This window comes from uncultured Marinococcus sp. (assembly GCF_947493875.1).
Lineage (GTDB): Bacteria > Bacillota > Bacilli > Bacillales > Marinococcaceae > Marinococcus.
In genome coordinates, this window is sequence record NZ_CANLSU010000002.1 from 1 (window position 1) to 24647 (window position 24647).

Sequence of the window (24647 nt, forward strand, 5' to 3'; positions counted from 1 at the left end):
CGAACACGGAAGTTAAGCTCTTCAGCGTTGATGATAGCCGGGGGTTCTCCCCCCGTGAAAGTAGATCGCTGCCGGGCACTAAAGCCTTTTTCTCTTACTGGAGAGAAAGGCTTTTATTATATGAAATCATTTAACAATTGAGGTTGACTATGGCTTTAATGCCCTTTACAATAGTATTTGTGTCTGAGCAGATCACAAGTAAGCTTACATAGCTGAGATATTTTATCTGCTTCCTTAGCTCAGCAGGTAGAGCGCATCCATGGTAAGGATGAGGTCACCGGTTCGAATCCGGTAGGAAGCTCCATTAGTTAAATGACAACGCCAGTCCGAAACATCGGACTGGCGTTTTTTTATCCAGGACGCTTACAACAGAAGACGGGTGGGATTAAATATACTCCTTATTTTAAAAATTAACGTAATAGGGTAAACTATACTCGTTCCGATAAATGGATGATTACTGTTAAAGAAGCGGTGGTGAAGTTTAAATGAGGAAAAAATACGCTGGTTATGCTGAATTAAATGCTGGTGAATTAGAAGGCCGTGATTATGACATACGTGTACTTTTGGGTAGCCATAGAACCCTTGTGGCTCTGGCTCCGCATGGGGGAGCTATCGAAGCGGGAACCAGCGAACTGGTCGAAGAGCTTCACCGCAGCTGTCACTTTTCTGCCTATGATTTTCACGCTAAAAAGCGTACTGGTAACAGAAGGCTCCATATCAGATCCACGTGTTTCGATGAACCAAGAGCCCTCTCACTGGCTGCTGAAGCTTTATTTACAGTTACTCTTCATGGATACCGGGGCGAGGAGAGAAAAACCTATATAGGAGGACTGGATACGTCCACGGCAGACCTTATAGGTGCAGAGCTGGCTGCTTCCGGTTTTAGTGTGGATTTTGAACCACCATCTGCTATAGAAGGAAAATATAAAGGGAATATATGTAATAAAAACAGAAGAAAGCAGGGCGTACAGCTTGAGATCAGTTCAGCCCAGCGCCGTGCTTTTTTTGCTAATGAAGACTTGAGCAGTGCGAATAGAGGCAATCGCCTTTCTTCTTTTTATGAGTATGCCGGGGCGATTGGGAGAGCTTTGAGGCGGGCGGAAACCACCGTTTGTGTTACAGAAATGCAGATGTCTGAATAATCAACCGGGATGTTTCAAAAGCCTGGTTATTACATAAAAAGCTGATAAAAAGCGATACCCGCATTCACAGCAAACAGAAGGCCGATAAGAATACCTCCCAGTAAGGACAGGGCGCTAATCCGTATCCGTGGATCGCGGACAGTAAGAGCTGCGGCCAGGATTAACGTGACGAGTGCTGAAAGGTAAAATCCGAGCCGAAGTATTTCATGGGCCCTGTCGCCGAGCTCCCAGGTCAATGCCTGATAGATCATCCCTATCCCGAATACAAGCATAACTGTAAAGAAAATTACGCCAGAGCGTTGCAGAACAGTCAGTTGAAGCACCTCCATTTATTTATTGATTATATGTATTTAAGTGTTCTTTAAAACGAATCAGGGCCGCCGCCAGCTTGGGAATTGCTGCCGGCTTTCTCCTGCCCCTTGTAAGTATAACGCATGGGGAGATGTCCTTTATGATAAAATAGGGAAAAAGAGAGGAGCTTTTATGTTTACATATCGTATCCGGGAAGATCTTTATTTAAAGCTGCTGGAGCCATCAGATGCCGAGGCCGTTTTTACGCTCACAGACAACTCGCGGGAGCATCTAAGAGAGTGGCTGCCGTGGGTGGATCATACAAATGAAAAAGAGGATACAAAAGCGTTCATTCATAATGTGCGGCATGGATGGGCGGATCAAAAAATGTTTTCGGCCGGTATCGTTTTTCAAGGAAGCATTGCTGGAATAGCCGGCTTCAACCGTCTGGATCACCAAAACAGCCTTGGGGAAATTGGTTACTGGCTTGGAGAGAATTATCAGGGAAAAGGCATTATGACTGCGGTAACAGAAGCCTTTATTTCTTATGGCTTTGAACAGCTTGGCTTAAATAAAATCGTTATAAAAGTTGCCACGGCTAACGAAAAAAGCCGTGCTGTACCGGAGAGATTGGGATTTAAGCAGGAGGGCACACTGCGGCAGGAGCACTGGCTGCATGACCAATACGTGGATATTGCGGTATATAGTCTGCTGAATGAAGAATGGAAAATTTAAACGGTCGCAACTGCGCAGCAAAGTATATTATAATAGTGCAATGTGTGCAAATCCATAATTAGATTGAGGGGTTATTTTTGGTGATTGTAGTAAGCGGAATGATTGGAATTGGCAAAACGAGTGTCGCGCAGATACTTGGAGACGGCCTGGACTCGAAAGTGTACTATGAGCATGTATCGGACAATCCGATTCTTCCTTTGTTTTATCAGGCAGATCAAAAGGAAATTAATGAAAAAAGGTATCCATTTTTGCTTCAGCTCTATTTTCTCCGGACAAGGTTCCAATCGATTAAACAGGCTTACAAGGATAACGATGCTATTTTGGATCGGAGCATTTATGAAGACTGGTATTTTACAAAAATTAATCGTGATCTCGGAAACATTAACGATATGGAATTTTCCATTTATGAAGGCCTGCTTGAAGAAATGATGAAAGAAATTGAAGGTCTCCCTTATAAAAAGGCACCGGATCTTAATGTTTATCTGCGTGGCTCCTTCGAAACAGTAATGGACCGGATCTTCGAACGCGGACGGGATTTCGAACAGGATGAGGAACTGGTGGAATACTATCGGAAGCTCTGGGAAGGCTACGACGACTGGCTGGAAAATTACTATAGCGCAAGCGATACACTAATTGTAGATATGGATAAGACCGATGTCGTTCATAATCCGCAGGATGCTGAAGATCTGGTGGAACAGGTGAAGACTCTCCTGCATGCGAAAAATAAAATATAGACAGAATAAAGCTCCCGGGAATAAAGTCTCCGGGAGCTATTTCTTATATAACTAGAAAATTATGAAGGAAAAGTATGGAAAAGGATAAATATTGAATATTATTGCATGACAAACATTGCAGGTGTATTTCAAAAAATTGTAATAGTTTACAGTCTTATAACAACAATGTGTAAGACCTTGTAGTGCTGAGAGCCGCTACGTATACTAAGCCGTAAGCAAACATATCAAATAAAAAATCAGGAGGTGACAGCGTTAATTTATTAACAGGCAGAGCTTATACATATAGGAAACAAAGACGTACCCCAAAGGCAACACTGTTAATAAACATAACGTGCACTATTTATGAAAAAATTTGTAATGAGTTCGGCGGTAGCGGCAGCAATTTTATTCGCTCCTTCAGTAGCGGACGCTTCTATTGGAGATCAGAACCTTAAATCGGGTATGAAGGATTCAGATGTTTCAGAGCTGCAGCAGTGGTTGAATGATAAAGGCTACGAAGCAGGGCCTGTAGACGGTGTCTTTGGACCGCTGACAAAGCAGGGTGTTGAAGCGTTTCAGGCAGCGCAAAGTATTTCCGTCGATGGCATTGCCGGACCACAAACATTTGGAGAGATGAATTTAGGAGATTCGACTACCCCGCAAAGCAGCTCTGACTCGTCAGAGGATACAGCGGTAGCCGCAGAGTCTACATACAGCAGCTCCGGCTTTGCGCTTCCGGCTTCCGGGCACGTAACGTCTGAATACGGCCAGCGCGGCAGCGGCTCCCATAATGGAATCGACATTGGATATGGCGGAAGTTCAAGTATTTCTGCTTCAGCTTCTGGAACAGTAACATATGCCGGCACCATGAACGGCTATGGGAATACAATTATTTTAGAGCATACTGTTGATGGGCAAACGTACAATACCCTATACGCTCATCTGAGATCCATCAGCGTATCAAACGGGGAATCAGTATCTCAGGGAGAAGGTATCGGTATCATGGGTAACACCGGCCGAAGTACGGGCAGACACCTGCACTTTGAAGTGCATGAAGGAGCCTGGAACGGGGCAAAATCAAACGCTGTTAACCCGCGTTCCTACGTTTCTTTCTAATATGAGCACAATCAATGTAATGTAAAGAAACAGCGCAGCCTCTTTCAAAAGGCTGCGCTGTTTTCTGTAAATAAAAACCCCGGCCATGAAGCCGGAGTTTAGTTAAGTTATTATTCGGAACCGCTGTTTCCTTCTGATTCAGACCCACTATTTCCTCCCGATTCGGAACCGCTGCTTCCTCCAGATTCAGAGGCCACATTATTTTTGATATCTGCTTCCTCACGCAGCTTATCGGTGTATTGCTGCTGTTGTTCCTGTTGTTTTTGGGATTTAAGCTGCTGTTCGATCTGCGGACGGAGCTTTTCAAGAGAACCTGCATCTTCCTGACCTTGGGTCATCTGATTGTACATATCTTCTACTTCTTTATCGGTGACTTCTACCTCTCCTAGTTCTTCATCCAGAAGAGCCTGTATTTGCAGGGAGGTTTTTGCTTCCTCACGCAATTCTTCTTCTGTGTATCCTTGCTCTTCAAGAGCTTTTTGATATTCTTGGTCGGACTTAAATTGTTCTTTAAGAGAGCTTATTTGATCGTCGACCTCTTTTTCTTTTACCTCATAATTTCCTGATTTGGCTTTCTGTTCCAGAAGCTCCTGATTGATGAGGGAAGTAGCCGTTTGTTCTTTTAGAGTCGATTGAAGTTCTTCATTACTTTGATTGCCAGAGGCATCTGCTTGTGGAGCGTACTGCTCATAGTTAGTAGTAAAGATTGGTTCGAACTCTTCTTTAGTAATTTCTTGTCCGTTTACAGTAGCTACTACGTCAGGCACATCGCTTAAATCTGGTTCAGGCAAATCTTCGGACTGCTGTCCGCCAGAGCCCTGATTATTACCGGAGCCCTGATTATTACCAGAATCTTGGTTATTGCCGGAATCTTGGTTATTACCTGAAGCTTGTTGATCAGAGGATCCTTCACCTGATTTTTCTTGCTGATTGTTATCATTGTTGTTATTGGAGTTTTCCTCTGACTGTTGTTCTTCGTTTCCGTTATTGTTATCAGAGGAATTCTCCCCGCCGTCGCCGTTGCTGCAGGCGCCAATAATTGCCACCGACAAGGCGAGGCCTGTGCTCAGAATCCATTTTTTGCTCACTCTGATTTCTCCTCTCCATTGTATGCTCTCCGGGCATTGTAACACACGCCGTTACTCCTGTATGCTTTAACAGTCTATAAAAATGTATAATTATTATGAAAACTTGTAAAAGAAGAAAAAAGTATTGAAAGTTACGAAAGAATGTCGGCAAATCTAAAAATTCCTGATAAATAGCTGGAATAGTACGGTTGAAAGAGGAGGACAAACACATGGCTGCGTATTTTATGCTTATTATGGTGGTATTTTTTTATTCTGGAAATATTTTGGTAGGAAAGGCCATAAATGATCTCCCACCTTTTACAATAGCTTTCTTTCGGCTGCTGATTGCTTTTTTGTGCATTGTTCCCCTGGGCTGGAAAAGCGCCTGGAGGGCACGAAATGTATTTTGGGAGCATAGGCTGCCGTTGTTGCTGTTAACTGTGACAGGTGTAACGTTTTTTAATACATTCATCTATGGTGCGCTTCAATTTACTTCTTCTACTAACGTTTCTGTATTGGAAACAATAATCCCGGCAGTAACCGTTTTGTTGAGTACATACATTTTAAAAGAACGGCTGCGCTTTATTCAATGGACTGGGGTCGTACTGTCAATTGTAGGGGCGCTTTGGGTTGTAATGAATGGAAGATTGTTTGCCATAGCAGAAATGAACTGGAACGCCGGCGACGGTATTATGGTAGGGGCGATAGCCTGCTGGTCCATTTATTCCATCGCTGTCAAACGTTATATGCATCTGTTTCCCCCCTACGGTGTCCTGCTCGTAATGACGGGGATATCAATTATAATTTTAGTTCCTTTTATTACGGCGGAGTGGCTCTTTCTTGGCGTGCCTTCCTTCACCCTAAGCGAGCAGCTGCCGAGCCTTGCTTACCTGGGGCTCTTTCCAGGGTTCATCGCTCTATTGTTTTACAACCGGGCGGTGGACCAGCTTGGAGCCTCAAAAGCTTCGGTTTTCCTGAATTTCCTTCCGGTGGTTACGATGGCTGGGGCGGTGCTTTGGCTCGAAGAAACGTTAACACCGGCCAAGGTAATAGGGGCGCTGATTGTAATAGCCGGGGTTCTTCTGACTACCCAGGGGAGACCAAAACGATTTCCTGAAGGACAACCCAGCAGAAAACCATAAAAAGCTGCTTCTCCCGAACAGGGAGAGGCAGCTTTCATTGTTCCACTGGTGTCTCTGGGCCGGAGAGGGCACGCTGGTAAAAAACAAGGTCAAGCCATCGTTCAAACTTGTATCCGGCCTTTTTCACCGTGCCCACGTATTCAAAATCCTCTGTTTCGTGCAGATAGATGCTTCCCGGATTGGAAGAATCTATGCCGGCAATCATGGTGGCGAAGCCCTCCTGTTCCGCATGGTCGATTAATGTGCGGAGAAGAGTGCGGCCAACCCCGGCGCCACGGGCACGAGGGTGGACATATACTGAATGCTCAATGGAGTATTTGAAAGCTGCCCATGGGCGGAATGGACCGTAAGCAGCATACCCCTGAACCTTTCCATTTTGTTCATAAACAAAAACAGGAAGACCGTTTTTCTTTTTTGTGCGGAGCCATTCCAGCCGGTTTTCTGCCGAATATGGATGGTAATCGTAGACAGCGGTGGTGTTTAGAATTGCATCATTATATATCTCGGTAATCGCGTGAATATCGGCTTCTTCAGCCTGACGGATGTTCATAGGAATTCTCCTTTCTCCGCTTAAAAATAATACAATTCCCAGCTTTTCGCAATCATTATGTATAAAGAAACGACGAGCAGGGAATATATTTGAAGGACCATATAGAGAAGAGGTTAAACAGGAGGGAGAGCAGGAAATGACACTAAAAGTAGTTTTTGATTCCGGAGTCGCCGGCAGTGACCGTATTCAGGTGAATGATGAAATCACGCTGACGTATACGTGCGAGCATTATGAGCCAATAGACAGCTCTCCTTATTTCAAAGTGAATTTTGAGACAGAGGATCCTTTCGAACCGCAGGAGGGAATTGTCTATTTTGATGGAACGAATTCCAGAGTGGACAAGTATGGTCATGTGTTTTATCTATTATAAAAAGAAGCTGCCTGTGCGGCTTCTTACTACATAAGAACAAGTGGGAGTGCGGGCCATGTGGTTTATTTTAGCGCTGTTAAGTGCCGTGGTATTTGGATTTTCCTCTTTTTTCATGAAGGTTAATTCTTTTTGGAGGCTGCCGTTAATGCCGTTTTTGACGGGGCTCTACACGAGTGGGAGCGTCGGTTTTCTGGGATATGCTCTAATGGAGGATTCGTTTCATTTGAGCCTGGCAGTGCTTTTTGGAGGGATAATGGTGGGGGCTGGATCCACCTTTGGAAATCTTTTATATATGAAAGCTTTAAACGTTGGGCCGGCGAGTCTTTCTTCTCCGCTGGTAAATACCAACATTCTGCTGATTGTTCTGCTGGGTGTGTTTGTATACGGTGAACAGATCGGAGCAGTTCAGTACGCGGGCATTGGGTTCATTATGGCAGCCATTGCTGTACTGCCGTTGGATCCGAAGGAGGACTTCTCGATAAAAGGAGGCGTATGGTACGGGTTTATTTTAACAGCCACGTTATTTATGTTTTTCCGGAATGGAGGACTGAAAATAACAGAAGAAGCTGGACTTGAAAATACGCCGGTACTGTTTACAGGCTATCTGTTTGGCATGCTTTATTCGTTATATGGGTGGAGCCGGGAAAAGAATCAGCAAGCCCGTGATGCCACTCATTTACATATGAAAAAGGCATTTGGATGGGGGCTGGTTACAGGGATTTTTTCGTTTGGGGGAATGCAGCTCTACGCTGCTGCTCTTCGGGAAGGACCGGCAAGTATCGTTTCTCCTCTGTTTGCGGCCCACGCGCTTTTAGTAGCACTGCTATCGATGCTTTATCTAGAGGAGCGCATTACAAGATATCAGGCGGTAATCCTTGCAGTTGTCCTTATGGGGATCGTTTTTCTGCGCCTGTAATAAAAAAATCCGCCAAAAAAGCGGCGGATTTGAATTTTATGCGCGTTCGCCAACGACAGCGAAACGCTGGTTTTCATGAGCTGCTGTTTCTATTTCATCGACAACGGCCACCGCGTAGTCCGCATAGCTGATATAGCTTTCGTGATCGCTGTTAAGCGGCAGTACGTCCTCGGAGGTGGAGTAGGAGCCGGTTCGCCTGCCCTCTACATCAAAGTTTACAGCCGGACTGATAAACGTCCACTGTAAGCCGGTTGTCTGCTGAAGATCCTGTAAATTCCTGTTCTGCCCGTTAGCGGTAGGCTTCACCGCCTCGGGAAATTCCGGCGTTTCCACGACCCGGGTAGTTTTTGCGTTGTCTGTAAACAGGCTGCCGGCGCCGCCTACAACGATAAGACGGACATTTCCAGCTTCTTTTATAATAGAAATGAGATGCCGCCCGGCGTTTACATGTGCTTCTTCTTCCCCGAGTCCGGCTCCAAACGCATTCACCACCACATCAAAATCCGATACGTCTGATGCGGTTAACGAAAACAAGTTCTTTTCTTTTAAATTTACGCTGCTGTCAGGAAGCTTCGAAGCATCCCGGACGATGGCTGTCGTTTCTATGCCCCGGGCTTCTGCTTCTTTTAAAATACGGCTGCCGGCTTTTCCGGACGCGCCGATAATTCCTGCTTTCATACATCAATCACACCTTTTGTTTATAGCTTTTGAAGATACATATTATGAGTGAAAATTGTCTCTTCCTATTTTATACAAAGAGATGGGCCGTGACGTCTGCCAGGCTCTGCTTTTCCAGCTCTGCTTCCATGGCATTCTGTGCCCGCTTAAATGAGTCCTCCAGGGCGCTTTGAATATTTCGGCCGACAGGGCAGTCAGGGTTTGGGCTGCTGTGAGTGGAAAAAAGGAGGTCGTCCTGCTGAACTGCCCGGTAAATATCAAGAAGCGTAATATCTTCGGGCGCTCTGGTAATTAAAGAACCGGAGACTCCGGGCTTTGTCTGCAGCAGGCCTGCCTGCTTTAACATACCTGAAATCCGGCGGATAACGACAGGGTTTGTATTAACGCTTGCTGCGATGTAACTGGAACTGAGTCTTCGCTCCGGTTCACTTGCAAGCAGCGAAAGAATATGCACAGCGACAGAGAATCGTGTATTTATCATTGCTGGTCACCACCTGTAGCTTTAATGGTTACGAAACAATTATAGGATCATCGTTTATAAAAGTTTAGTACCATTTCTGATTTCGGCATCCTGGCTTTTAAATTGAACGCTATCAGCCAAGTGCTTTTAACTATACCCATTTTTATCGATAATAGAACTAGAAATTGAGATGGGCCGGATCTCTTGAATGAAAGCTGTGTTCAGTGTTCAGCATTTTCGGGCTCCACGTGCACATGAACGTCATGTACACCATGCTGCTCAATTAAAGCATATTCCACCTTTGTAGCTGTGTTGTGTGCTTCCTGGATATCGATTGAAGGGTCTACCAGAATGGTAATATCAACCACGGTGTTGTTTCCGTAATTTCTTGCTTTAATATTTCGGACCTTCTGCACATCATACAGTTTGGAAATTGTTTCCCGGTAATCTTCAATTTTATTTTCATCGAAGCCGTCGGTGAGCTGGAGCGCCGCGCCCCGGAAAACGTCCCAGCCGGTTTTAATAATTAACAAGCCTACAAGAGCAGCTGTCAGTGGATCAAGCCAATACAGCTGAAACTGAGCGCCAATAATGCCGATAACTGTGCCGATACTCACCATGGCATCGCTCCAGTTATCCTTGGCGGCGGCCATGATGGATGGGCTGTTAATTTTTTTGGATAAATTTTTGTTGTAGGTGTAAACGCCGAACATACAGACGGCGGCAAAAGCGCCGACAAAGGCAGAAATTAAGCCGGGGGGATCAGAAGGCCCGGCGAGAATAGATTGCACCGCGCTTACAAATACCTGAAGACCGACAGCAAGCATAATAAAAGAAGTAAATAAAGAAGCCACCATTTCTGCCTTCCAATGGCCGTAAGGATGGTCGGCATCCGGCGGCTTCTGGGAATAGCGGAGGCCGAACAAAACAGCGATCGACGCGATGGTATCTGTTAAATTATTCAAACCGTCGGCACGAAGAGCCGCAGAATTAGCCAGCTGGCCGACGGTAAGCTTTAAGGCAGAGAGAAATAAATAAGCGAAGATGCTGATGATAGCTCCCCGCTCTCCACGTTTTAAGTTACGAATACGTTCATCATTCATATTGACCCGGTCCCCTTGCGCAATTGATCGAACTATAGAGTAGCAGGAAAACTGCCATTGAGTCTACAGCAACGTTTTTCTACAAAGGTATAAAAATAACAAAAGGGAAAAAAAGTTGTTTGATGGCAAAAAACGTAATAATGTATAAAGTGCAAGCTTTTTGTTCCCAATCGTCTGTAATATTTGTTATACTAAACCCATCAACCAGTTATATAACAATGAACCATTCGTTATGCTTGGGTAAAGAACCCATCAGCAGCAACGGATGGCATCAGCTATCAAGGAGGCCAATAGAATGGTTGAAAGAAATGCAGACGTAGAAGAATTTTTAAATTCGCTCCCAGAACAGCAGAGCTCGATATTCCGCTACATGCGAGATGAGTATGAAGCATTGGCAGAGCGGGGCGAGCGGTTCGACGAAGCTAAGAATGACGAATACGTGGAAACTCTGGCCAGTAAAAAATTCGACGTTTCTCCTTTAGAAGCTGGAAACATTTATGCGACGGTAGAATCGCGCATTAACGCTTTTGAAGCCCTGCGTTCTTCGTAAAAAACTCTAAAAGACCAACGATGATAAAAACCTGCTGAGCCAGCAGGTTTTTTTATGCAGCTAAGCTGACAAGAGATGGTGCTGGGTAATAATACTTCGTATTGAGAGCTCTGCTGTCCAGAAATAGCTGTTAAGAAGAACGGTCTTTCTGATACAATATATCCGTACCTTTCATTAGAGGCGGAGGAACAAGGCATGAAAAAGATCTTTTACAGTCTGCTTTTTGTTATAGGAGCAGCTTTATTAATCAATGCATCGTTTTTTGCACTTCCGCAAAAAACCGTAGCATCCCTTTTAACACACCAGGACGAGCCGAAAAACGCAGACGTTATTATTGCTCTTAGCGGCGATTTTGAACGTTTATATACGGTAGCTGATTTAATGGAAAAAGGCTATGCGGATAAAGTGATCTTAACCAATGGAGAAGATGGCAGCTTTAATGAAAACCTGGCTGTGCGCGCTGGAATACCTGAAGAGGCGATTATTATGGAAAATCAGGCAGTCAGCACTCATGAAAATGCTGTATATTCAAAGGAAATCATGCAGGAGCGTAATTTTGATTCTGCTCTGGTGGTAACGAGTGATTACCATATGAAACGGACCAAATTTCAATTTGATGATGTAATGGCAAATACAGGTATTACTCTGGATTATGTACCTCATGTGCATGCAAAAGAAGCCTGGGGGGCTAAGCACGTACAGCTCTGGAAGGAATTTTATAAACTTACCGGCACTATAGGAATCGAATCCTGGGACCGGATGTCATAAAAAAACGAGCAGAGGATATCTGCTCGTTTTTATTTATTTAAGACCGGACAGAACCGTGCGGGTCAATAACGAATTTCTTCGCGGCCCCTTTGTCAAAGTCCTGATAGCCTTTAGGTGCGTCGTCCAGTGAAATCAGCGTAGCGTTTACTGCTTTGGCAATCTGCGCTTTATCGCTTAGAATTAATTTTAACAAGTTGCGGTGATATTTCATGACCGGTGTCTGCCCGGTAACGAACGTATGGGCCTTCGCCCAGCCTAAACCGATACGAATTTTTAGAGAGCCCTGCTTGGCGTCGCTGTCAGAAGCGCCGGGATCTTCTGTAACGTACAGACCCGGGATACCCAGCTGCCCGCCGGCTTCTGTAACTGTCATGATCGAGTTCAGCACGGTAGCTGGAGCTTCTTTCGCGTCTGGCCCGTGGCCGGATGCTTCAAAACCAACGGCGTCAACGGCGCAGTCTACTTCCGGTATGCCGAGGATCTGCTCAATCTGTTCGCCAAGACTGTCATGCTTTGTTAAGTTTACAGTTTCGCAGCCGAAGCTTTCTGCCTGCTTCAGACGCTGTTCATTAAGGTCGCCCACAATAACAACGGAGGCGCCGAGAAGCTGGGCGGAGTGAGCGGCTGCAAGACCTACAGGCCCTGCACCGGCGACATACACAGTAGACCCGGGACGTACACCTGCAGAAGCGGCTCCGTGGAAGCCGGTTGGGAAAATATCTGAAAGCATGGTCAGGTCCATAATTTTTTCCATCGCCTGCTCTTTGTCCGGGAAGGCAAGCAGCTGAAAGTCTGCATAAGGAACCATAACATATTCAGACTGACCGCCTACCCAGCCGCCCATGTCTACATAACCATAAGCGCCTCCAGGACGTTCAGGGTTCACATTTAAGCATATATGAGTTTTCTGTTCTTTACACAATTTACATCTGCCGCACGCTACATTAAACGGTACAGAAACAAAATCGCCTTTTTTAATAAATTCTACGTCGCGTCCTACTTCCACTACTTCCCCTGTAATCTCATGTCCAAGAGCCAGTCCTTTAGGGGCGGTTGTTCTGCCGCGAACCATATGCTGGTCGCTTCCGCAAATGTTTGTCGTCACAATCTTAAGAATAACACCGTGTTCACATTTTCGTCCTGCATTTGACGGCGGGACCCCCGGGCCTTCGTGAAGTACTAAATCAGGATAGCCAATGTCTTGAATCTCAACGTTACCAGCACCTTGATAAACCACTGCTTTGTTGCTCATCCTTTGATTCCTCCTCATAGTAGTGAAGTAGGAGCGCTTACGCCCTACTATCAGTGTATGTGATAAATTGACAGCAAGGAAGTACGCACTTTCTTGTTTGTTGCTTTCTGTCATGATACTATGTATAAAAAAGGGAGCGCTTTCATATGATGGATCCATTCCAGGCACATTGCGAGATGGAAGTGACGCTGGCTGTAATAAGTGGTAAATGGAAAGCAGATATTGTCCGGATACTCTCCGATGGTACTCCCCGAAGATACGGCTTCTTTCAGAAAAACCTCCCTGAAGTTACCCCGAAAATATTGACGAATCAGCTTCGTGAGCTTGAAAATGCAGGTATTTTGACACGTGTCATTTATCCAGAGGTGCCAGTCCGGGTAGAGTATCAGCTTACGGAAGCCGGAACGGGTCTTCTCCCGATTTTAGAAGCAATGGAAAGATGGGCTCAAAGCTATACGAAAAAATTTCAGTAAAGTGGTTGTAAAATACAGTCCGGCATCCCCTTTTATATATAGAAGCCGCAATATACCGGCTGACTATATGAAAAAGGGGATGTTTTAATGTTTCAACAACTGCCTCAGCTCGTCGATGTACGGGGAAGCGTAAAAAGAAATGGTTCTTATCAGAAGCGGTCGCTATCACAGATTACAGGCATCGCAAGACACCATTCAGCTACAACAAGCGGTGACGCTTTTTCCTTTGCCAATTATCATGTGGATACGCTTGGCTGGCCGAGCGTCGGTTATCATTTTGTAATTACAAAAGACGGAACGATTCAATGGGCCAATGGGATCGACCGGGTTTCATACCATGTAGGAAACAACAACACCCCATTAATAGGCGTCTGCCTGGTTGGAAGCGGTTCATTTACCGAGGCGCAGGAGCGCTCGTTCTTTGATCTTCAGGCGGCCTTAAGAGGAACCGATGGTGTAGAGGTTTCCACTAGTGACGTAAAAGGACACCGGGAGTATCCCGGCCACTCTTCAAACACTTGCCCGGGCATCGATATGGATATTGTGAGAGAAGCGGTGCGTGAAGGTCACCCGGTAGGAGAAGATTTAACACCGACGCTTCGTCCAGGCGACAACGGTCCGGCAGTCGCCCGAATGCAGCAGCTGCTGATGGACGCTGGGGAGAAGCTTCCGCTGTACGGCGCAGATGGCGATTTCGGAGACGAAACAGAAAATGCGGTCCGTTCCTTTCAGGAGTCGCAAAATTTAACCGTAGACGGCATTGTTGGCCCAAACACGTGGGAAGCTCTTGAAGCCTCTGCAGTTAAAGGAAAACTCGCGGTAGTACTGGCCGAGGTGCTGAATGTCCGTTCCCGCCCGTCCTTTGATGCTGATGCAGTAGCAGGAACGGTCAGTCAGGGAGAAGCATTCACCATTATGGAAAAAGTGAAGGTGGACGGAAGCAGCACTGAAATGTTCCGGTTGAAATCAGGGCTGTATATCACTGCCCATCCAGGCTATGTGCAGGTAAAATAAAATGTTCAGAAGATGGGTGCCATAGAGGCATCCATCTTTTTTACTATTTTTTTCTCATTTATAATATTTATCCAATTAAATGGTTTTTTTCTATATAATGGTCATTATGCAGTGTTAAAAAACAGAATATTCCAATCGGATCTTAACGCTGCCTACATATTTATTTGAAGGGAGTGCCATAATGCCATTAAGGAAAAAAATCGGGTTGCTGCTGGGACCGGCTTTATTTGCTTTATTGTTTTTCATCCCATCGCTTACCGGTCTTGAAAGCGAACCGAGAGCAGTACTTGCCGTTACGGTCTGGGTAGCTTCCTGGTGGATTACAGAAGCCTTGCCCATACCAGCTACGTCGCTGCTCCCTATCTTTCTGCTTCCAATCACAGGAGGGGCGGATGAAGAAACAGCAACGATGGCGTATGCTGATCCCATTGTTTTCATGTATATGGGTGGTTTTACCATTGCTCTTGCGATTGAAAAATGGAACTTACATAAACGAATTGCAATGACAATCATTTCGTTTGTCGGTACTGGAAGTCAGCGCATTGTGCTGGGCGTTATATTGGCAACGGCCCTGCTATCCATGTGGATTTCAAATGCTGCGACAGCATTAATGATGCTGCCGATTGCGCTGGCTTTAATTAAAGAGGTGAAGGATAAGGATTTTTTTGATGAAGTATCCTTGAACCGTTTTGCTAAGGGGCTGCTGCTGTCAGTGGCTTATGCAGCCTCTATCGGCGGACTGGCAACATTAATAGGGTCAGTGCCCAATGCTGCTTTTGCAGCTGTAGCTTCCTCTAATCTGGATCGGACGGTTACCTTTGCCGAATGGTTTCTATTTGGTTTCCCTTTAACAGTTATTCTATTGACCGGACTTTATTTTTATTTAACGAAAATTCAGTTTCGTGTGACAGCGCAAAAGGATATTTCAACTGATTTTGCAAGAAATCAGTTGAAAGAGCTGGGACCTATGTCCTTCGAAGAAAAATCGGTGCTGACCATCTTTACAATTGTCGGTTTTCTTTGGATTACAAGCGGATTTATTCCCGAAGCCTATCGTCTGTCTGATACTTCCATATCCATTATTGGAGCTACATCGATGTTTTTGCTTCCTGCTAAACAAGAGAGGGGCGGGCTTATGGTATGGCAGGATATGAAAGAGCTTCCCTGGGGGCTGCTTCTGCTTTTCGGGGGCGGATTGTCTCTGGCGGCCGCGTTTGAATCTTCGAATTTAACAGGATGGTTTGGCGAGCTGTTGGGGGGACTTGAGGTACTTCCTTTTGTCTTAATTTTAATAGTGCTTGCTGCGATTGTATTATTTATGACAGAAATCATGTCCAATACGGCAGTCTCGAATATGCTGATGCCGATTAGTATAGGTCTTGCGCTTGGCATTGGGGTAGACCCTTACGCCATCATGGGAATTGTGGCTCTTACTGCCAGCTGTGCTTTCATGCTGCCCATATCCACTCCACCCAACGCCGCGGTGTTCAGTTCAGATTATTTAACCATCGATGACATGGTGAAGGCCGGGTTTTGGATGAACATTGTAGCTATTTTTGTCATCGTGGCCTTTGTTTACTTCTGGCAGCCGGTTGTATTGAACTATTAAGCGATCGGGAAGGGTTATTTTATGTACACGCAGGATCAGAGTATCTTAGAAGTACTGTTTCCATTTGCGCTGATATTGATTGTTTGGTTCATATTCGATGGACTGTTACGGCAGAAAACCAGGCTGCCCTATAAAAATAAACCGAAGCGCAGGAGAAGTAAATCAGTAATTATAGTAGAAAAATCTTTAGAATGGACAGGGTCGGCATGTGTGCTATTTTTAAGCATCAGCTCCGGAAATTTTTTAATGTGGCATTTGATTCTTCTCGGAATGCCTTTAGCTTTAGTTCAACTAATTCAAGCAATTGAGCAGCGTGAAAATATACCAGAATCGAAAACCCATTGGCATTCATTTTTAGGAGCAGTATTTACTACCGCAATGGTATGCCGGGCGCTTGTTACATTCAATTAGAATCTAAAAGGCAATACGTCTCTACATTGAAAAAACCGCCTCCTGCAAACAAGCAGGGAGGCGGTTAATTAAAAGATGAAGGAATTAATCGATTGATTTTGCACCAATGTAGTGCTCTTCCCAATAATCACTGTTCGTGTCAGCGACCTCGACACCGTTTGAACCGGAGTGAATCATTTGGCCGTCCCCGATGTAAAGGCCACTGTGCGAAGCGCCTTCTGTGTCGTACGTACCTTCATAAAAGACAACGTCGCCTACGTTTGGCTCTTCTACAAATTCACCGTTGTTCTGCCAGATGCCTTCATGGGTTCTGGAAACGTCTATGCCGTTTTCTTCAAACACGTAGTTGATAAAACCGCTGCTGTCCAGACCGCTTGCGGTAGTTCCGCCCCATTCATAAGGAGTGCCCAGTACGCTTTCCGCGGAATCGACAAGTCCGGAATCAGATGTATTGGCTGATGTGCTTTCATCGTTAGGCTCCGAAGATTCTTCAGAGGATGCAGAAGCAACTTCTTCGCTTTCATCATTATCTTCGCTGTTCTCGCTGCTGCTTTCTTCTGTTTCACCGCCGGCCTCGGATGAGCTGTCTGTTTCGTCCAATGCTCCCATTGTTTCAGGGCCTGCGATGCCGTCTATGCTTAAGTTATTTTCTGTTTGAAATGCTTCTACAGCCTGTACAGTTTCATCATCGTAAGTACCATCAGCTTCAGAGTTATAGTAATCAAGATCGCTTAAAGCCGACTGAAGAGATTCTACACTGCTGCCGGTATCGCCGAGATAAAGCAGGTTATCATCAACAGATTCAGTTTCGTTTTCTGTATCGGAAGAGTCACTTTGGCTGGAGCTGCTGCTTTCGTCTGAATCAGGATCAGCGAATGCATCGGCATTTCCGCTTAAAGCCGGTGTTAAAGCTAAAGCCGTAACGACGGCTGAGGATAATATATATTTTGGTGCTTGTCTGTTGGATTTAAACATTCAGGTTCCTCCTTGTGGTGTTGATCAATTTATCGAACCGGGAGTAAGTGTAACAGACAAAACCATTCGGGAGGTTTCAGCCAGATTACGTTTTAATAACGTTATTTATGAAAATAGGACATAATTAATGAATAATTCCTATTTAATATAGAGATAAATGGCGGGAGGAAGGAAAGGAGCCAATCTCAACAGCTGTAATATTTTTAATAAAATGAATATTACGATTATTTATAAAGCTAGTATTTAAAAGGAGGTCGAACAATGGAGAGAGCAGAAAAGAGGCCGCTGAGAGAAAGAGTAAAGGTGCTTGGTCCGGGGGTGATTGTAGCAGCATCGTTTATAGGACCGGGAACGGTAACAACGGCCACAGGTGCAGGAGCCTCTTTTGGCTTTGCCCTGCTCTGGGCAGTGGTTTTTTCAATTATTACCACCGTCATACTTCAGGAGATGTGCTCGCGGCTGGGGATTATTACAGGAAAGGGGCTGGGAGCGGCAATCAGGGACCAGTTCACAAACCCGCTGCTGAAATACGGATCCATGTGGCTGATGATTATCGCTATTGTATTCGGCTGTGCTGCCTACATCGCAGGGGACTTACTCGGTACTTCTTTAGGATTAACGACCTTAACGGGCGTTTCTGAAAATACGATCGGTCCTGTCGTAGGCATTATTATTTTATTGATCGGTCTTAGTGGAAGCTACAAGCTCATTGAACGGGTCATGATAGTACTAATTACGGTCATGAGTATAACGTTTGTGACTACAATGGTCACGGCACAGCCTGATCCCGGCGATCTGTTTCGGGGTGCCTTTGTTCCATCGATTCCAACGGGAGCTATTATTACCGTGATTGCAATTGTAGGTACCACAGTTGTTCCTTATAATCTGTTTCTTCATTCCGAGAATGTAAAAGAACGCTGGAGTGAGCCTCGGCATTTAAAAGAAGCACGTCTGGACGTAGTTTTGTCCATTGGCTTGGGCGGCTTAATTACTGCAGCGATTTTAATTACGTCCGGGGCGACGATCCGCGGTCTGGAAGTAGAGTCCGTGGCAGATCTTGCTTTGCAGCTTGAACCACTGCTTGGCAGCTGGGCTACCGCTTTTATCAGTATCGGCTTATGTGCCGCCGGTTTTTCTTCCGCGCTTGCATCACCGCTCGGGGCCGCAGTTACCGTCAGCAGCGTATTGAAGTGGGAGCGCGGTATGAAAAATATTCGCTTCAAACTAGTGTTTTTGTCTGTGATGGCTATTGGAATTATTTCCTCCGGACTTGGGTTCGAGCCACTCGATGTTTTACTTTTTGCTCAGGCATTAAACGGTCTCATTCTGCCCTTTGTCTCAATTATGCTCCTGGTTATTATGAATAACAAAAACCGCCTTGGCCATTACGTGAACCACTGGAAGATGAATCTGGTGGGTGGGATTATTGTTTTAATCTGCGTATTTCTCGGCGTTTACAGTATTGTAGATGCGATTATGAGCTTTACTTCGTAAACTGCCTGTTTTTCTTGAAGGAAAATAAAAAGACGCAGCATAGGAGTGACGAGAACGGGAATAGATAGTACAAATCGGTACGGCACTCTGGCCCGGACGCGAAAGCAAAAAGCGCATTAAAAACGGGCTGGTGGTGAAAGGAGGGGCGTTTCATGAATCATCATGATTATGAAAAAAGGCTTGCTCTGCATGAGCTGTCCCCAGCAGAGCTTCGTTTGGAATTTAATGCTGAAGCCTTCTCATTTGAAACGACAGAGGACATGAACGATTTCCCTTATGAAATGATCGGCCAGGAGCGGGCCGAGCGGGCCATGGAGTTTGGTCTTTCAGTAAGCCAGGCGGGGTATAATTTATTTGTAGTCGGTCCCACGGGGAGTGGAAGAATGACATATACCCAGCACAGTGTGGAAAACCTGGCCCGGAAACAGAAGCAGCCGGATGATTGGTGCTACGTGCATAATTTTGATAATCCGGACCGCCCGGAAGTGCTTTCATTTCAGGCCGGGGAAGGCCAGCGTTTCCGCCGCGAGGTCGAAGGGCTTCTGGTAAACATCGGGCGTGAACTAAAGACAGCGTTCTCAAGCGACAATCACGAGAGACAAAAGCGGGAAATGTTTGAACAACTGCGTACGGAGATGGACGAGCTGTGGAAAGAAACTGACCAGTTCGCGGTGCAGCATCATTTCAAACTCGAACGCATGCAGAATGGCATTAATAAAATTCCCCTTCAGCGCGGTCAGCCAATGAACAGGGAGACGTACCAGCACCTGCTTGAAGCAGAAAAGGAACAGCTGAGGGCAAACGAAAAACTCGTGGAGGAAAAAGTGCAGGACGCTCTCCGGCGTGTGGCCAAAATGGAGGAAACCTTCCGTAAAGACGTGCAGATATTTATGGCAGACACAGCCTCGGCCGCGGTACAAAAGCTATTTGAGCCGCTTCGCAGGCAGTACGGTCATATGCCAAAGGTAACGGCTTATTTGACCGCATACGAGCGGGACGTTGTAGAGCATTTTTACTTTTTTGCCGAAGGCCAGGGACAGGAGGGCTCGGCGGGGGCGCTTGAAGGAATGAAGGAAAAACAGTATCAGCGGTACGTGGTGAATCTGCTCGTCAACAACAAGCATTTAGACGGAGCCCCGGTAATTTACGAATCGAATCCGACGTATCACAATCTGTTTGGCAAGGTGGAATACCAGGGGCAGATTGGCAGCCTGGTGACGAATTTTACTTTCATTAAACCAGGAGCGGTGCATCTGGCGAACGGCGGCTATTTGATTCTTCAGGCGGCGGATTTACTCCAGCATCCAGGTGCCTGGCCGGGATTAAAACGGATGCTTCAGACCGGGCATGTGCATATTGAAAACTCCTATGAAGAGCGGGGGCTGCTGCCAACCAGTGCACTAAAGCCGGAGCCCATTCCCTTCCGGACAAAGGTTATTATTATTGGCTCTTATTATGTTTATGATCTGCTCTCGAGGCTTGATGAAGAGTTTGATAAGCTGTTTAAGGTCAAAGTAGAGTTCGATACCGTCATGACCAAAAGCAATGAAAACAGCTGGAAAATGGCCGGATTCGTGAAAAACTACGTTCAGGAAGAAGGCCTGCTTCCGTTTCACCGGGAAGCTGTGGCCAGAGTGATCGACTACAGCTCCCGATTAATAGATGAACAGGGAAAAATGACCACCAGGTTTCAGGATATTACAAAGCTGCTCGTAGAATCCAGCCACTACGCGCTGCAGGAGGGTAATGCTTACGTCAAAGCAGAGCACATCTTCCGGGCGCTTGAGGAGAAATACAGACGTTCAAGCCATATTCCCGAACAGTACCGGGAGAAAATTCATGATGAAACAATCATGATTCAAACGGAAGGCTACCGGGTCGGGCAGATTAACGGACTGGCTGTGATGGGAACAAGAGACTCCATGTTTGGCATACCGACGAAAATTACGGCGCAGACGTATGTCGGGAAAAGCGGGTTGATGAACATTGAGCGTGAAACGTCTCTCAGCGGCCAGATTCATCACAAGGGCATGATGATTTTGACCGGCTTTCTTTCTGGCCAGTTTGCTAAAAACCGTCCTATTCCTTTATCGGCGAGCATCACTTTTGAGCAGACCTACAGTCTGATCGATGGCGACAGCGCTTCAAGCACAGAGCTGTACGTGCTGCTTTCATCTTTGGCAGAAGTACCTATTTACCAGGGTATAGCAGTAACCGGCTCGGTCAATCAGTGGGGAGAAATTCAGCCAATCGGCGGTGTTAACGAGAAAATCGAGGGTTTCTATCATATTTGCCGGGAAAAAGGGCTGACCGGCAGGCAGGGGGTCATTATCCCGAAGCAGAATGCCCGCAATTTAATGCTCGCTCGAGAGGTTGTGGAAGCGGCGGAAGCAGGCAGCTTCCATGTATGGGCAGTCGGCCATATTTCGGAGGGTATGGAAATTCTGACGGGTGAACGGGCGGGAGCGGTACGCCGAGAGGACGGCACGTATCCGGAAGGTTCGGTATTTGCCCGCACGGAAGCCCGTTTTAACCGCATGTATGAAATGGAAATCCGGCAGCATGGGACGGAATAATAAGCGGAGAGCACAGCCTGTAAGCGCGGGCTGTGCTTTTTATAAAATTGAGAAAATTGCTCTTGACTTTTCATGTATGCGGTTCCATAATAAAACCAAGTCACCGTGAATACGTATTCACCAGGAGTTAAAAAATGATTTCTTCCAAAGAAGTTGCCAGAGAAGCAGGAGTATCCCAGTCGACAGTGTCCAGGGTGCTGAATAATTCCAACAAGGTAAGCAAGGAAAATGTAGCAAAAGTCACAGAAGCAATGAGAAAGTTAAACTACAGACCAAACGCTATAGCCAGGTCGTTAGTCAGTAAGCGTTCCAAAACAATAGCGCTTATATCGGGCCCGTTGCATAACCCCTTTTTTGTGGAAACTACTTCATCTATTGTGAACTACGCGAAAGAGAAGGGGTATAACACAAACGTTTTTTTTGAAAACAATGGAGACAATATGGCTGTATATGAAACGGTTCTCTCCATGCAGGTGGACGGTATTATTTTATCTTCGGTTTTCATGGATGATCCCATTCTTCAAGAATTGCAGAACTCTCAAATACCTTATGTAATGTTTAACCGCAAGCATAACGAAGGTGGAAATTTTGTTGAATTAAATAATTACCAGGCTGGAAAGATGGCTGCAGATCATTTATATCAGCTCGGGCACAAGTATATAGGCTTCATCGGAGGGCCGATGTATACATCCACTTTTTACGGCCGGTATTTAGGATTTACGGAAGGAATAGCGGAACAAACCATGGAGACTGATAAAGTTTTTTTAAACGAAACGGACACCAGTGAAGAAGCAATAGCAGATGCCATCTTTAAAATGATGGGGCGCAAAGAACGTCCTACAGCGGTGTTTGCTGCTACAGATGCTATAGCTATTACTGCCATGGATACACTCATGGAACTCGGGTACCGGATCCCTGAAGATATTAGTATTTGCGGAGTGGACAATGTACGGATGGCCCGGCATCATGCGTTTGAATTAACCACTATCGGTGCCCAGTCCAATAAAAATTTAGGAAGACTTGGAATTGAACACCTTATTAATTCCATTGAAGCCGGAAAAGAAAATATGTCCCCGATCCAGGTTACCCTGGAACCTGCGCTGTATCAAAGAAAGACGACGGGACCTTTTAAACCAGGCTCAGTATAAACTGAGCGGTTTAATTTCGCTTCCGAGAATACGTATTCACGAATTTTGTTAGGAGGATGAAGGATGAAAAAGGGTTTGTTTTTATCAGGAGAGGATAAGGCGGCTGAAAAATATTATTCAGTTTTTAATCCCCATACGGAAGGTTTGATTGGAGAAGCAGCTGACTGTACCCCCTCCGAGATGAGTGAAGCAATAGAAAAAGCAGAGGAAGCGTACAAAAAAATGAAAGCGTTAACATCAAACGAAAAAGCTGAGATTTTATTCCGAGCTGCAACGATTCTGCGGGATAGGGAGGAAGAAGCTGCGAGGATTATCTCTCAGGAAGCCTGTAAACCGGTAACTGCTGCCCGCACAGAAGTCCAGCGGACCGTGCAGACGCTGCAATTTTCAGGCGAAGAAACCAAGAGAATGAACGGGGAATACTTACAATTAGACGCTGCAGAAGGCGGTGAAGGACGGGATGCTTATACACTCCATGAATCAATCGGAGTGGTCGGAGCAATTACTCCTTTTAATTTTCCATTAAATCTTGTTACTCATAAGGTTGGCCCGGCAATAGCCGCAGGAAACACTATCGTGGTTAAACCAGCGGAGCAAACTCCTTTTTCAAGCATGCTCCTGGCAGAAATATTAAGTGAAGCAGGTCTTCACCCAGGTGCAATCGCAATAGTTCCTGGAGATGGAAAAACGCTGGGAGAGGTAATGCTGAAGGATGAACGAATTAAAAAAATATCTTTTACCGGCAGCCCGGAAGTAGGAAAGCTGCTCAAAGCAGAAGCCGGCCTGAAAAAAATGACTCTTGAATTAGGAAGCAACTCGCCGATGTATGTGGATCAGTCATGCCGCGGAGAAGTGAGTGAAGTGGCTGAGAAATCAGTTAAAGGGGCGTTCGCTTATAATGGCCAGGTTTGTTTGAGTACACAGCGCATTTATGTGCATGAAGAAATTTTTGATGAATTTATACAAGAGTGCTCAGAAAAAACTGCCCGGCTTCAATTCGGAGACCCTTTGGAAGAAAGCACGGAGGTTTCGAGCCTGATTAATAAAAAATCACAGCAGCGCCTGTATGAATGGATTAAAGAAGCAAAAGCAGAGGGAGCAGAGGTTCTGGCAGGAGGAGAAAAAGTTGGTAATGGTCTAGAGCCAACGATTTTATCCAATGCTTCTTCTACATCCTCTATATCCTGCAAAGAAGCTTTTGGGCCGGTAGTAATCATCAACAAAGTAAAAAACTCTGAAGAAGCTCTGGAACAAATGAATAACAGCCGATTTGGCCTGAATGCGGGGGTGTTTACAAATGATCTGAAACAGGCCGTTGATATGGCACATCGCATAGAAGCCGGGCAGGTTCTCATTAACGATGTCCCTACTCTCCGTTTCGACCATATGCCTTACGGGGGAGTGAAGGATTCCGGCTATGGAAGGGAAGGGGTAAAATATGCTATCGAAGAAATGACGGAATTAAAAATGATAAGTATAAAATACCGTTAAGGAGAGAGTAGTATGCAAATACAGACAATGAGAGGAAAGAAAAAAGAGTATTTGTTTACTTGTTATTATCCTAAGTACGCAGCTGAATGGCTCGTAACGTTTCAGACCCTATTTGGCGAACGAACAGAAAAAATTATTACCGCTGGAGACGGGATAACAAATCAGCAGGGCATCATAGATGGTCTGCCAGTCTGTGAAACTGTCGAAGTACAGAACGAAGCAATTATTCCTTATGAGATCGAGAAGCAGGAATTTCAGGAGCAGGGAAAAGAGACATTAAGAAAATACTTTTTATATCAACGCCGTTCCTGGAAGGTTCCTGTAGTAAAAAGGGAGAACACGTATGTTTTTTATGCTCCTTATCAAATTGAAAGTGCAAAAAAACTTAACAGTAATAAAATGAAAGTAATGTTATATGAAGTGAGTTCAGAATCTTACGATAAATTAGAAAAGTTTCCTATTATCCAGCGATTTTATCAAGAAAGGGGAGCGTAGAATGAACTTCCTGATAATTATGGCCGTTTGTATAGCTGGCACCTGGGTCGGGATGGCACTGACACTTTGGAAAACAAATATTTTAAAGGAAAAAGAATAGGGGGATTC

The 24647-nt window shown here is 45.4% G+C and carries 26 protein-coding genes and 1 tRNA gene; 19 read left to right on the forward strand and 8 right to left on the reverse strand.

The genetic code is table 11. The features are described from left to right. The first annotated feature begins 228 nt into the window (after positions 1-228). Together Q0757_RS02775 and Q0757_RS02780 are read left to right on the forward strand one after the other, a co-directional pair. Positions 229-304, forward strand: a tRNA-Thr gene (locus tag Q0757_RS02775). Positions 305-485: 181 nt separating this feature from the next. Next, on the forward strand, positions 486-1142 hold the full coding sequence (locus Q0757_RS02780) for a poly-gamma-glutamate hydrolase family protein (RefSeq protein ID WP_298784527.1): 657 nt from the start codon (positions 486-488) through the stop codon (positions 1140-1142). A gap of 29 nt (positions 1143-1171) precedes the next feature. On the opposite strand, the gene Q0757_RS02785 is transcribed toward Q0757_RS02780, so the two are convergent. After that, positions 1172-1471 (reverse strand): hypothetical protein, encoded by a 300-nt coding sequence (locus Q0757_RS02785; protein WP_298784529.1) that lies wholly within the window; start codon positions 1469-1471, stop codon positions 1172-1174. A gap of 154 nt (positions 1472-1625) precedes the next feature. Here Q0757_RS02785 and Q0757_RS02790 point away from each other — a divergent pair, with 154 nt between their 5' ends. From Q0757_RS02790 to Q0757_RS02800, 3 genes are all read left to right on the forward strand, one after another. Next, on the forward strand, positions 1626-2168 hold the full coding sequence (locus Q0757_RS02790; RefSeq protein ID WP_298784532.1) for a GNAT family N-acetyltransferase: 543 nt from the start codon (positions 1626-1628) through the stop codon (positions 2166-2168). A gap of 62 nt (positions 2169-2230) precedes the next feature. After that, complete coding sequence (locus Q0757_RS02795) at positions 2231-2902, forward strand: deoxynucleoside kinase (protein WP_366139514.1); 672 nt, start codon at positions 2231-2233, stop codon at positions 2900-2902. A gap of 342 nt (positions 2903-3244) precedes the next feature. Beyond that, on the forward strand, positions 3245-3997 hold the full coding sequence (locus Q0757_RS02800; protein WP_298784534.1) for a peptidoglycan DD-metalloendopeptidase family protein: 753 nt from the start codon (positions 3245-3247) through the stop codon (positions 3995-3997). A gap of 110 nt (positions 3998-4107) precedes the next feature. On the opposite strand, the gene Q0757_RS02805 is transcribed toward Q0757_RS02800, so the two are convergent. Beyond that, a complete protein-coding gene (locus tag Q0757_RS02805) occupies positions 4108-5085 on the reverse strand; it encodes a SurA N-terminal domain-containing protein (RefSeq protein WP_298784536.1) in 978 nt (325 codons plus the stop codon). Between the two features lie 233 nt (positions 5086-5318). Between Q0757_RS02805 and Q0757_RS02810 the strand changes: the two genes are divergently transcribed. Continuing rightward, a complete protein-coding gene (locus Q0757_RS02810; RefSeq protein ID WP_298785378.1) occupies positions 5319-6206 on the forward strand; it encodes a DMT family transporter in 888 nt (295 codons plus the stop codon). Between the two features lie 34 nt (positions 6207-6240). Here Q0757_RS02810 and Q0757_RS02815 read toward each other — a convergent pair whose 3' ends face one another. Further along, the gene (locus Q0757_RS02815) at positions 6241-6756 is read right to left on the reverse strand and encodes a GNAT family N-acetyltransferase (RefSeq protein ID WP_298784538.1); all 516 of its coding nucleotides are present in this window, start codon (positions 6754-6756) and stop codon (positions 6241-6243) included. Between the two features lie 136 nt (positions 6757-6892). Between Q0757_RS02815 and Q0757_RS02820 the strand changes: the two genes are divergently transcribed. Continuing rightward, a complete protein-coding gene (locus Q0757_RS02820) occupies positions 6893-7126 on the forward strand; it encodes a hypothetical protein (RefSeq protein WP_298784540.1) in 234 nt (77 codons plus the stop codon). A gap of 55 nt (positions 7127-7181) precedes the next feature. Next, complete coding sequence (locus Q0757_RS02825; RefSeq protein ID WP_298784542.1) at positions 7182-8042, forward strand: DMT family transporter; 861 nt, start codon at positions 7182-7184, stop codon at positions 8040-8042. 36 nt (positions 8043-8078) lie between these two features. Here Q0757_RS02825 and Q0757_RS02830 read toward each other — a convergent pair whose 3' ends face one another. From Q0757_RS02830 to Q0757_RS02840, 3 genes are all read right to left on the reverse strand, one after another. Beyond that, positions 8079-8720: an NAD(P)-dependent oxidoreductase gene (locus tag Q0757_RS02830; protein ID WP_298784544.1), complete on the reverse strand. Its 642-nt coding sequence runs from the start codon at positions 8718-8720 to the stop codon at positions 8079-8081. A gap of 70 nt (positions 8721-8790) precedes the next feature. After that, complete coding sequence (locus Q0757_RS02835) at positions 8791-9201, reverse strand: Rrf2 family transcriptional regulator (protein WP_298784547.1); 411 nt, start codon at positions 9199-9201, stop codon at positions 8791-8793. A 200-nt stretch (positions 9202-9401) separates the two neighbouring features. Beyond that, positions 9402-10283 carry a cation diffusion facilitator family transporter gene (locus Q0757_RS02840; RefSeq protein WP_298784549.1) on the reverse strand — a complete coding sequence of 294 codons (882 nt, stop codon included), beginning with the start codon at positions 10281-10283 and terminating at the stop codon, positions 9402-9404. A gap of 295 nt (positions 10284-10578) precedes the next feature. Between Q0757_RS02840 and Q0757_RS02845 the strand changes: the two genes are divergently transcribed. Beyond that, complete coding sequence (locus Q0757_RS02845; RefSeq protein WP_298784551.1) at positions 10579-10833, forward strand: hypothetical protein; 255 nt, start codon at positions 10579-10581, stop codon at positions 10831-10833. Between the two features lie 195 nt (positions 10834-11028). Beyond that, the gene (locus tag Q0757_RS02850) at positions 11029-11601 is read left to right on the forward strand and encodes a YdcF family protein (protein WP_298784552.1); all 573 of its coding nucleotides are present in this window, start codon (positions 11029-11031) and stop codon (positions 11599-11601) included. A gap of 37 nt (positions 11602-11638) precedes the next feature. On the opposite strand, the gene fdhA is transcribed toward Q0757_RS02850, so the two are convergent. Further along, complete coding sequence (fdhA, locus tag Q0757_RS02855; protein ID WP_298784554.1) at positions 11639-12853, reverse strand: formaldehyde dehydrogenase, glutathione-independent; 1215 nt, start codon at positions 12851-12853, stop codon at positions 11639-11641. 146 nt (positions 12854-12999) lie between these two features. Between fdhA and Q0757_RS02860 the strand changes: the two genes are divergently transcribed. From Q0757_RS02860 to Q0757_RS02875, 4 genes are all read left to right on the forward strand, one after another. After that, entirely contained in the window at positions 13000-13326 is a 327-nt protein-coding gene (locus Q0757_RS02860) for a helix-turn-helix domain-containing protein (RefSeq protein WP_298784556.1), read from the forward strand. An 87-nt stretch (positions 13327-13413) separates the two neighbouring features. Next, positions 13414-14340, forward strand: a complete 927-nt coding sequence (locus tag Q0757_RS02865; protein WP_298784557.1) for an N-acetylmuramoyl-L-alanine amidase — start codon at positions 13414-13416, stop codon at positions 14338-14340. Between the two features lie 181 nt (positions 14341-14521). Beyond that, entirely contained in the window at positions 14522-15949 is a 1428-nt protein-coding gene (locus Q0757_RS02870) for an SLC13 family permease (protein ID WP_298784559.1), read from the forward strand. A 21-nt stretch (positions 15950-15970) separates the two neighbouring features. Continuing rightward, the gene (locus tag Q0757_RS02875) at positions 15971-16360 is read left to right on the forward strand and encodes a hypothetical protein (RefSeq protein ID WP_298784563.1); all 390 of its coding nucleotides are present in this window, start codon (positions 15971-15973) and stop codon (positions 16358-16360) included. 84 nt (positions 16361-16444) lie between these two features. Here Q0757_RS02875 and Q0757_RS02880 read toward each other — a convergent pair whose 3' ends face one another. Next, positions 16445-17335 (reverse strand): C40 family peptidase, encoded by an 891-nt coding sequence (locus Q0757_RS02880; RefSeq protein WP_298784565.1) that lies wholly within the window; start codon positions 17333-17335, stop codon positions 16445-16447. Between the two features lie 261 nt (positions 17336-17596). On the opposite strand from Q0757_RS02880, the gene Q0757_RS02885 reads away from it, so the two are divergent. From Q0757_RS02885 to Q0757_RS02905, 5 genes are all read left to right on the forward strand, one after another. After that, positions 17597-18829: an Nramp family divalent metal transporter gene (locus Q0757_RS02885; RefSeq protein ID WP_298784566.1), complete on the forward strand. Its 1233-nt coding sequence runs from the start codon at positions 17597-17599 to the stop codon at positions 18827-18829. A gap of 152 nt (positions 18830-18981) precedes the next feature. Then, complete coding sequence (locus Q0757_RS02890; RefSeq protein WP_298784568.1) at positions 18982-21405, forward strand: Lon protease family protein; 2424 nt, start codon at positions 18982-18984, stop codon at positions 21403-21405. Between the two features lie 134 nt (positions 21406-21539). After that, positions 21540-22553, forward strand: a complete 1014-nt coding sequence (locus Q0757_RS02895; protein WP_298784570.1) for a LacI family DNA-binding transcriptional regulator — start codon at positions 21540-21542, stop codon at positions 22551-22553. Between the two features lie 63 nt (positions 22554-22616). After that, positions 22617-24044, forward strand: a complete 1428-nt coding sequence (locus Q0757_RS02900) for an aldehyde dehydrogenase family protein (RefSeq protein WP_298784572.1) — start codon at positions 22617-22619, stop codon at positions 24042-24044. Between the two features lie 27 nt (positions 24045-24071). Beyond that, positions 24072-24539: a hypothetical protein gene (locus Q0757_RS02905; RefSeq protein ID WP_298784574.1), complete on the forward strand. Its 468-nt coding sequence runs from the start codon at positions 24072-24074 to the stop codon at positions 24537-24539. Positions 24540-24647 lie beyond the last annotated feature (108 nt).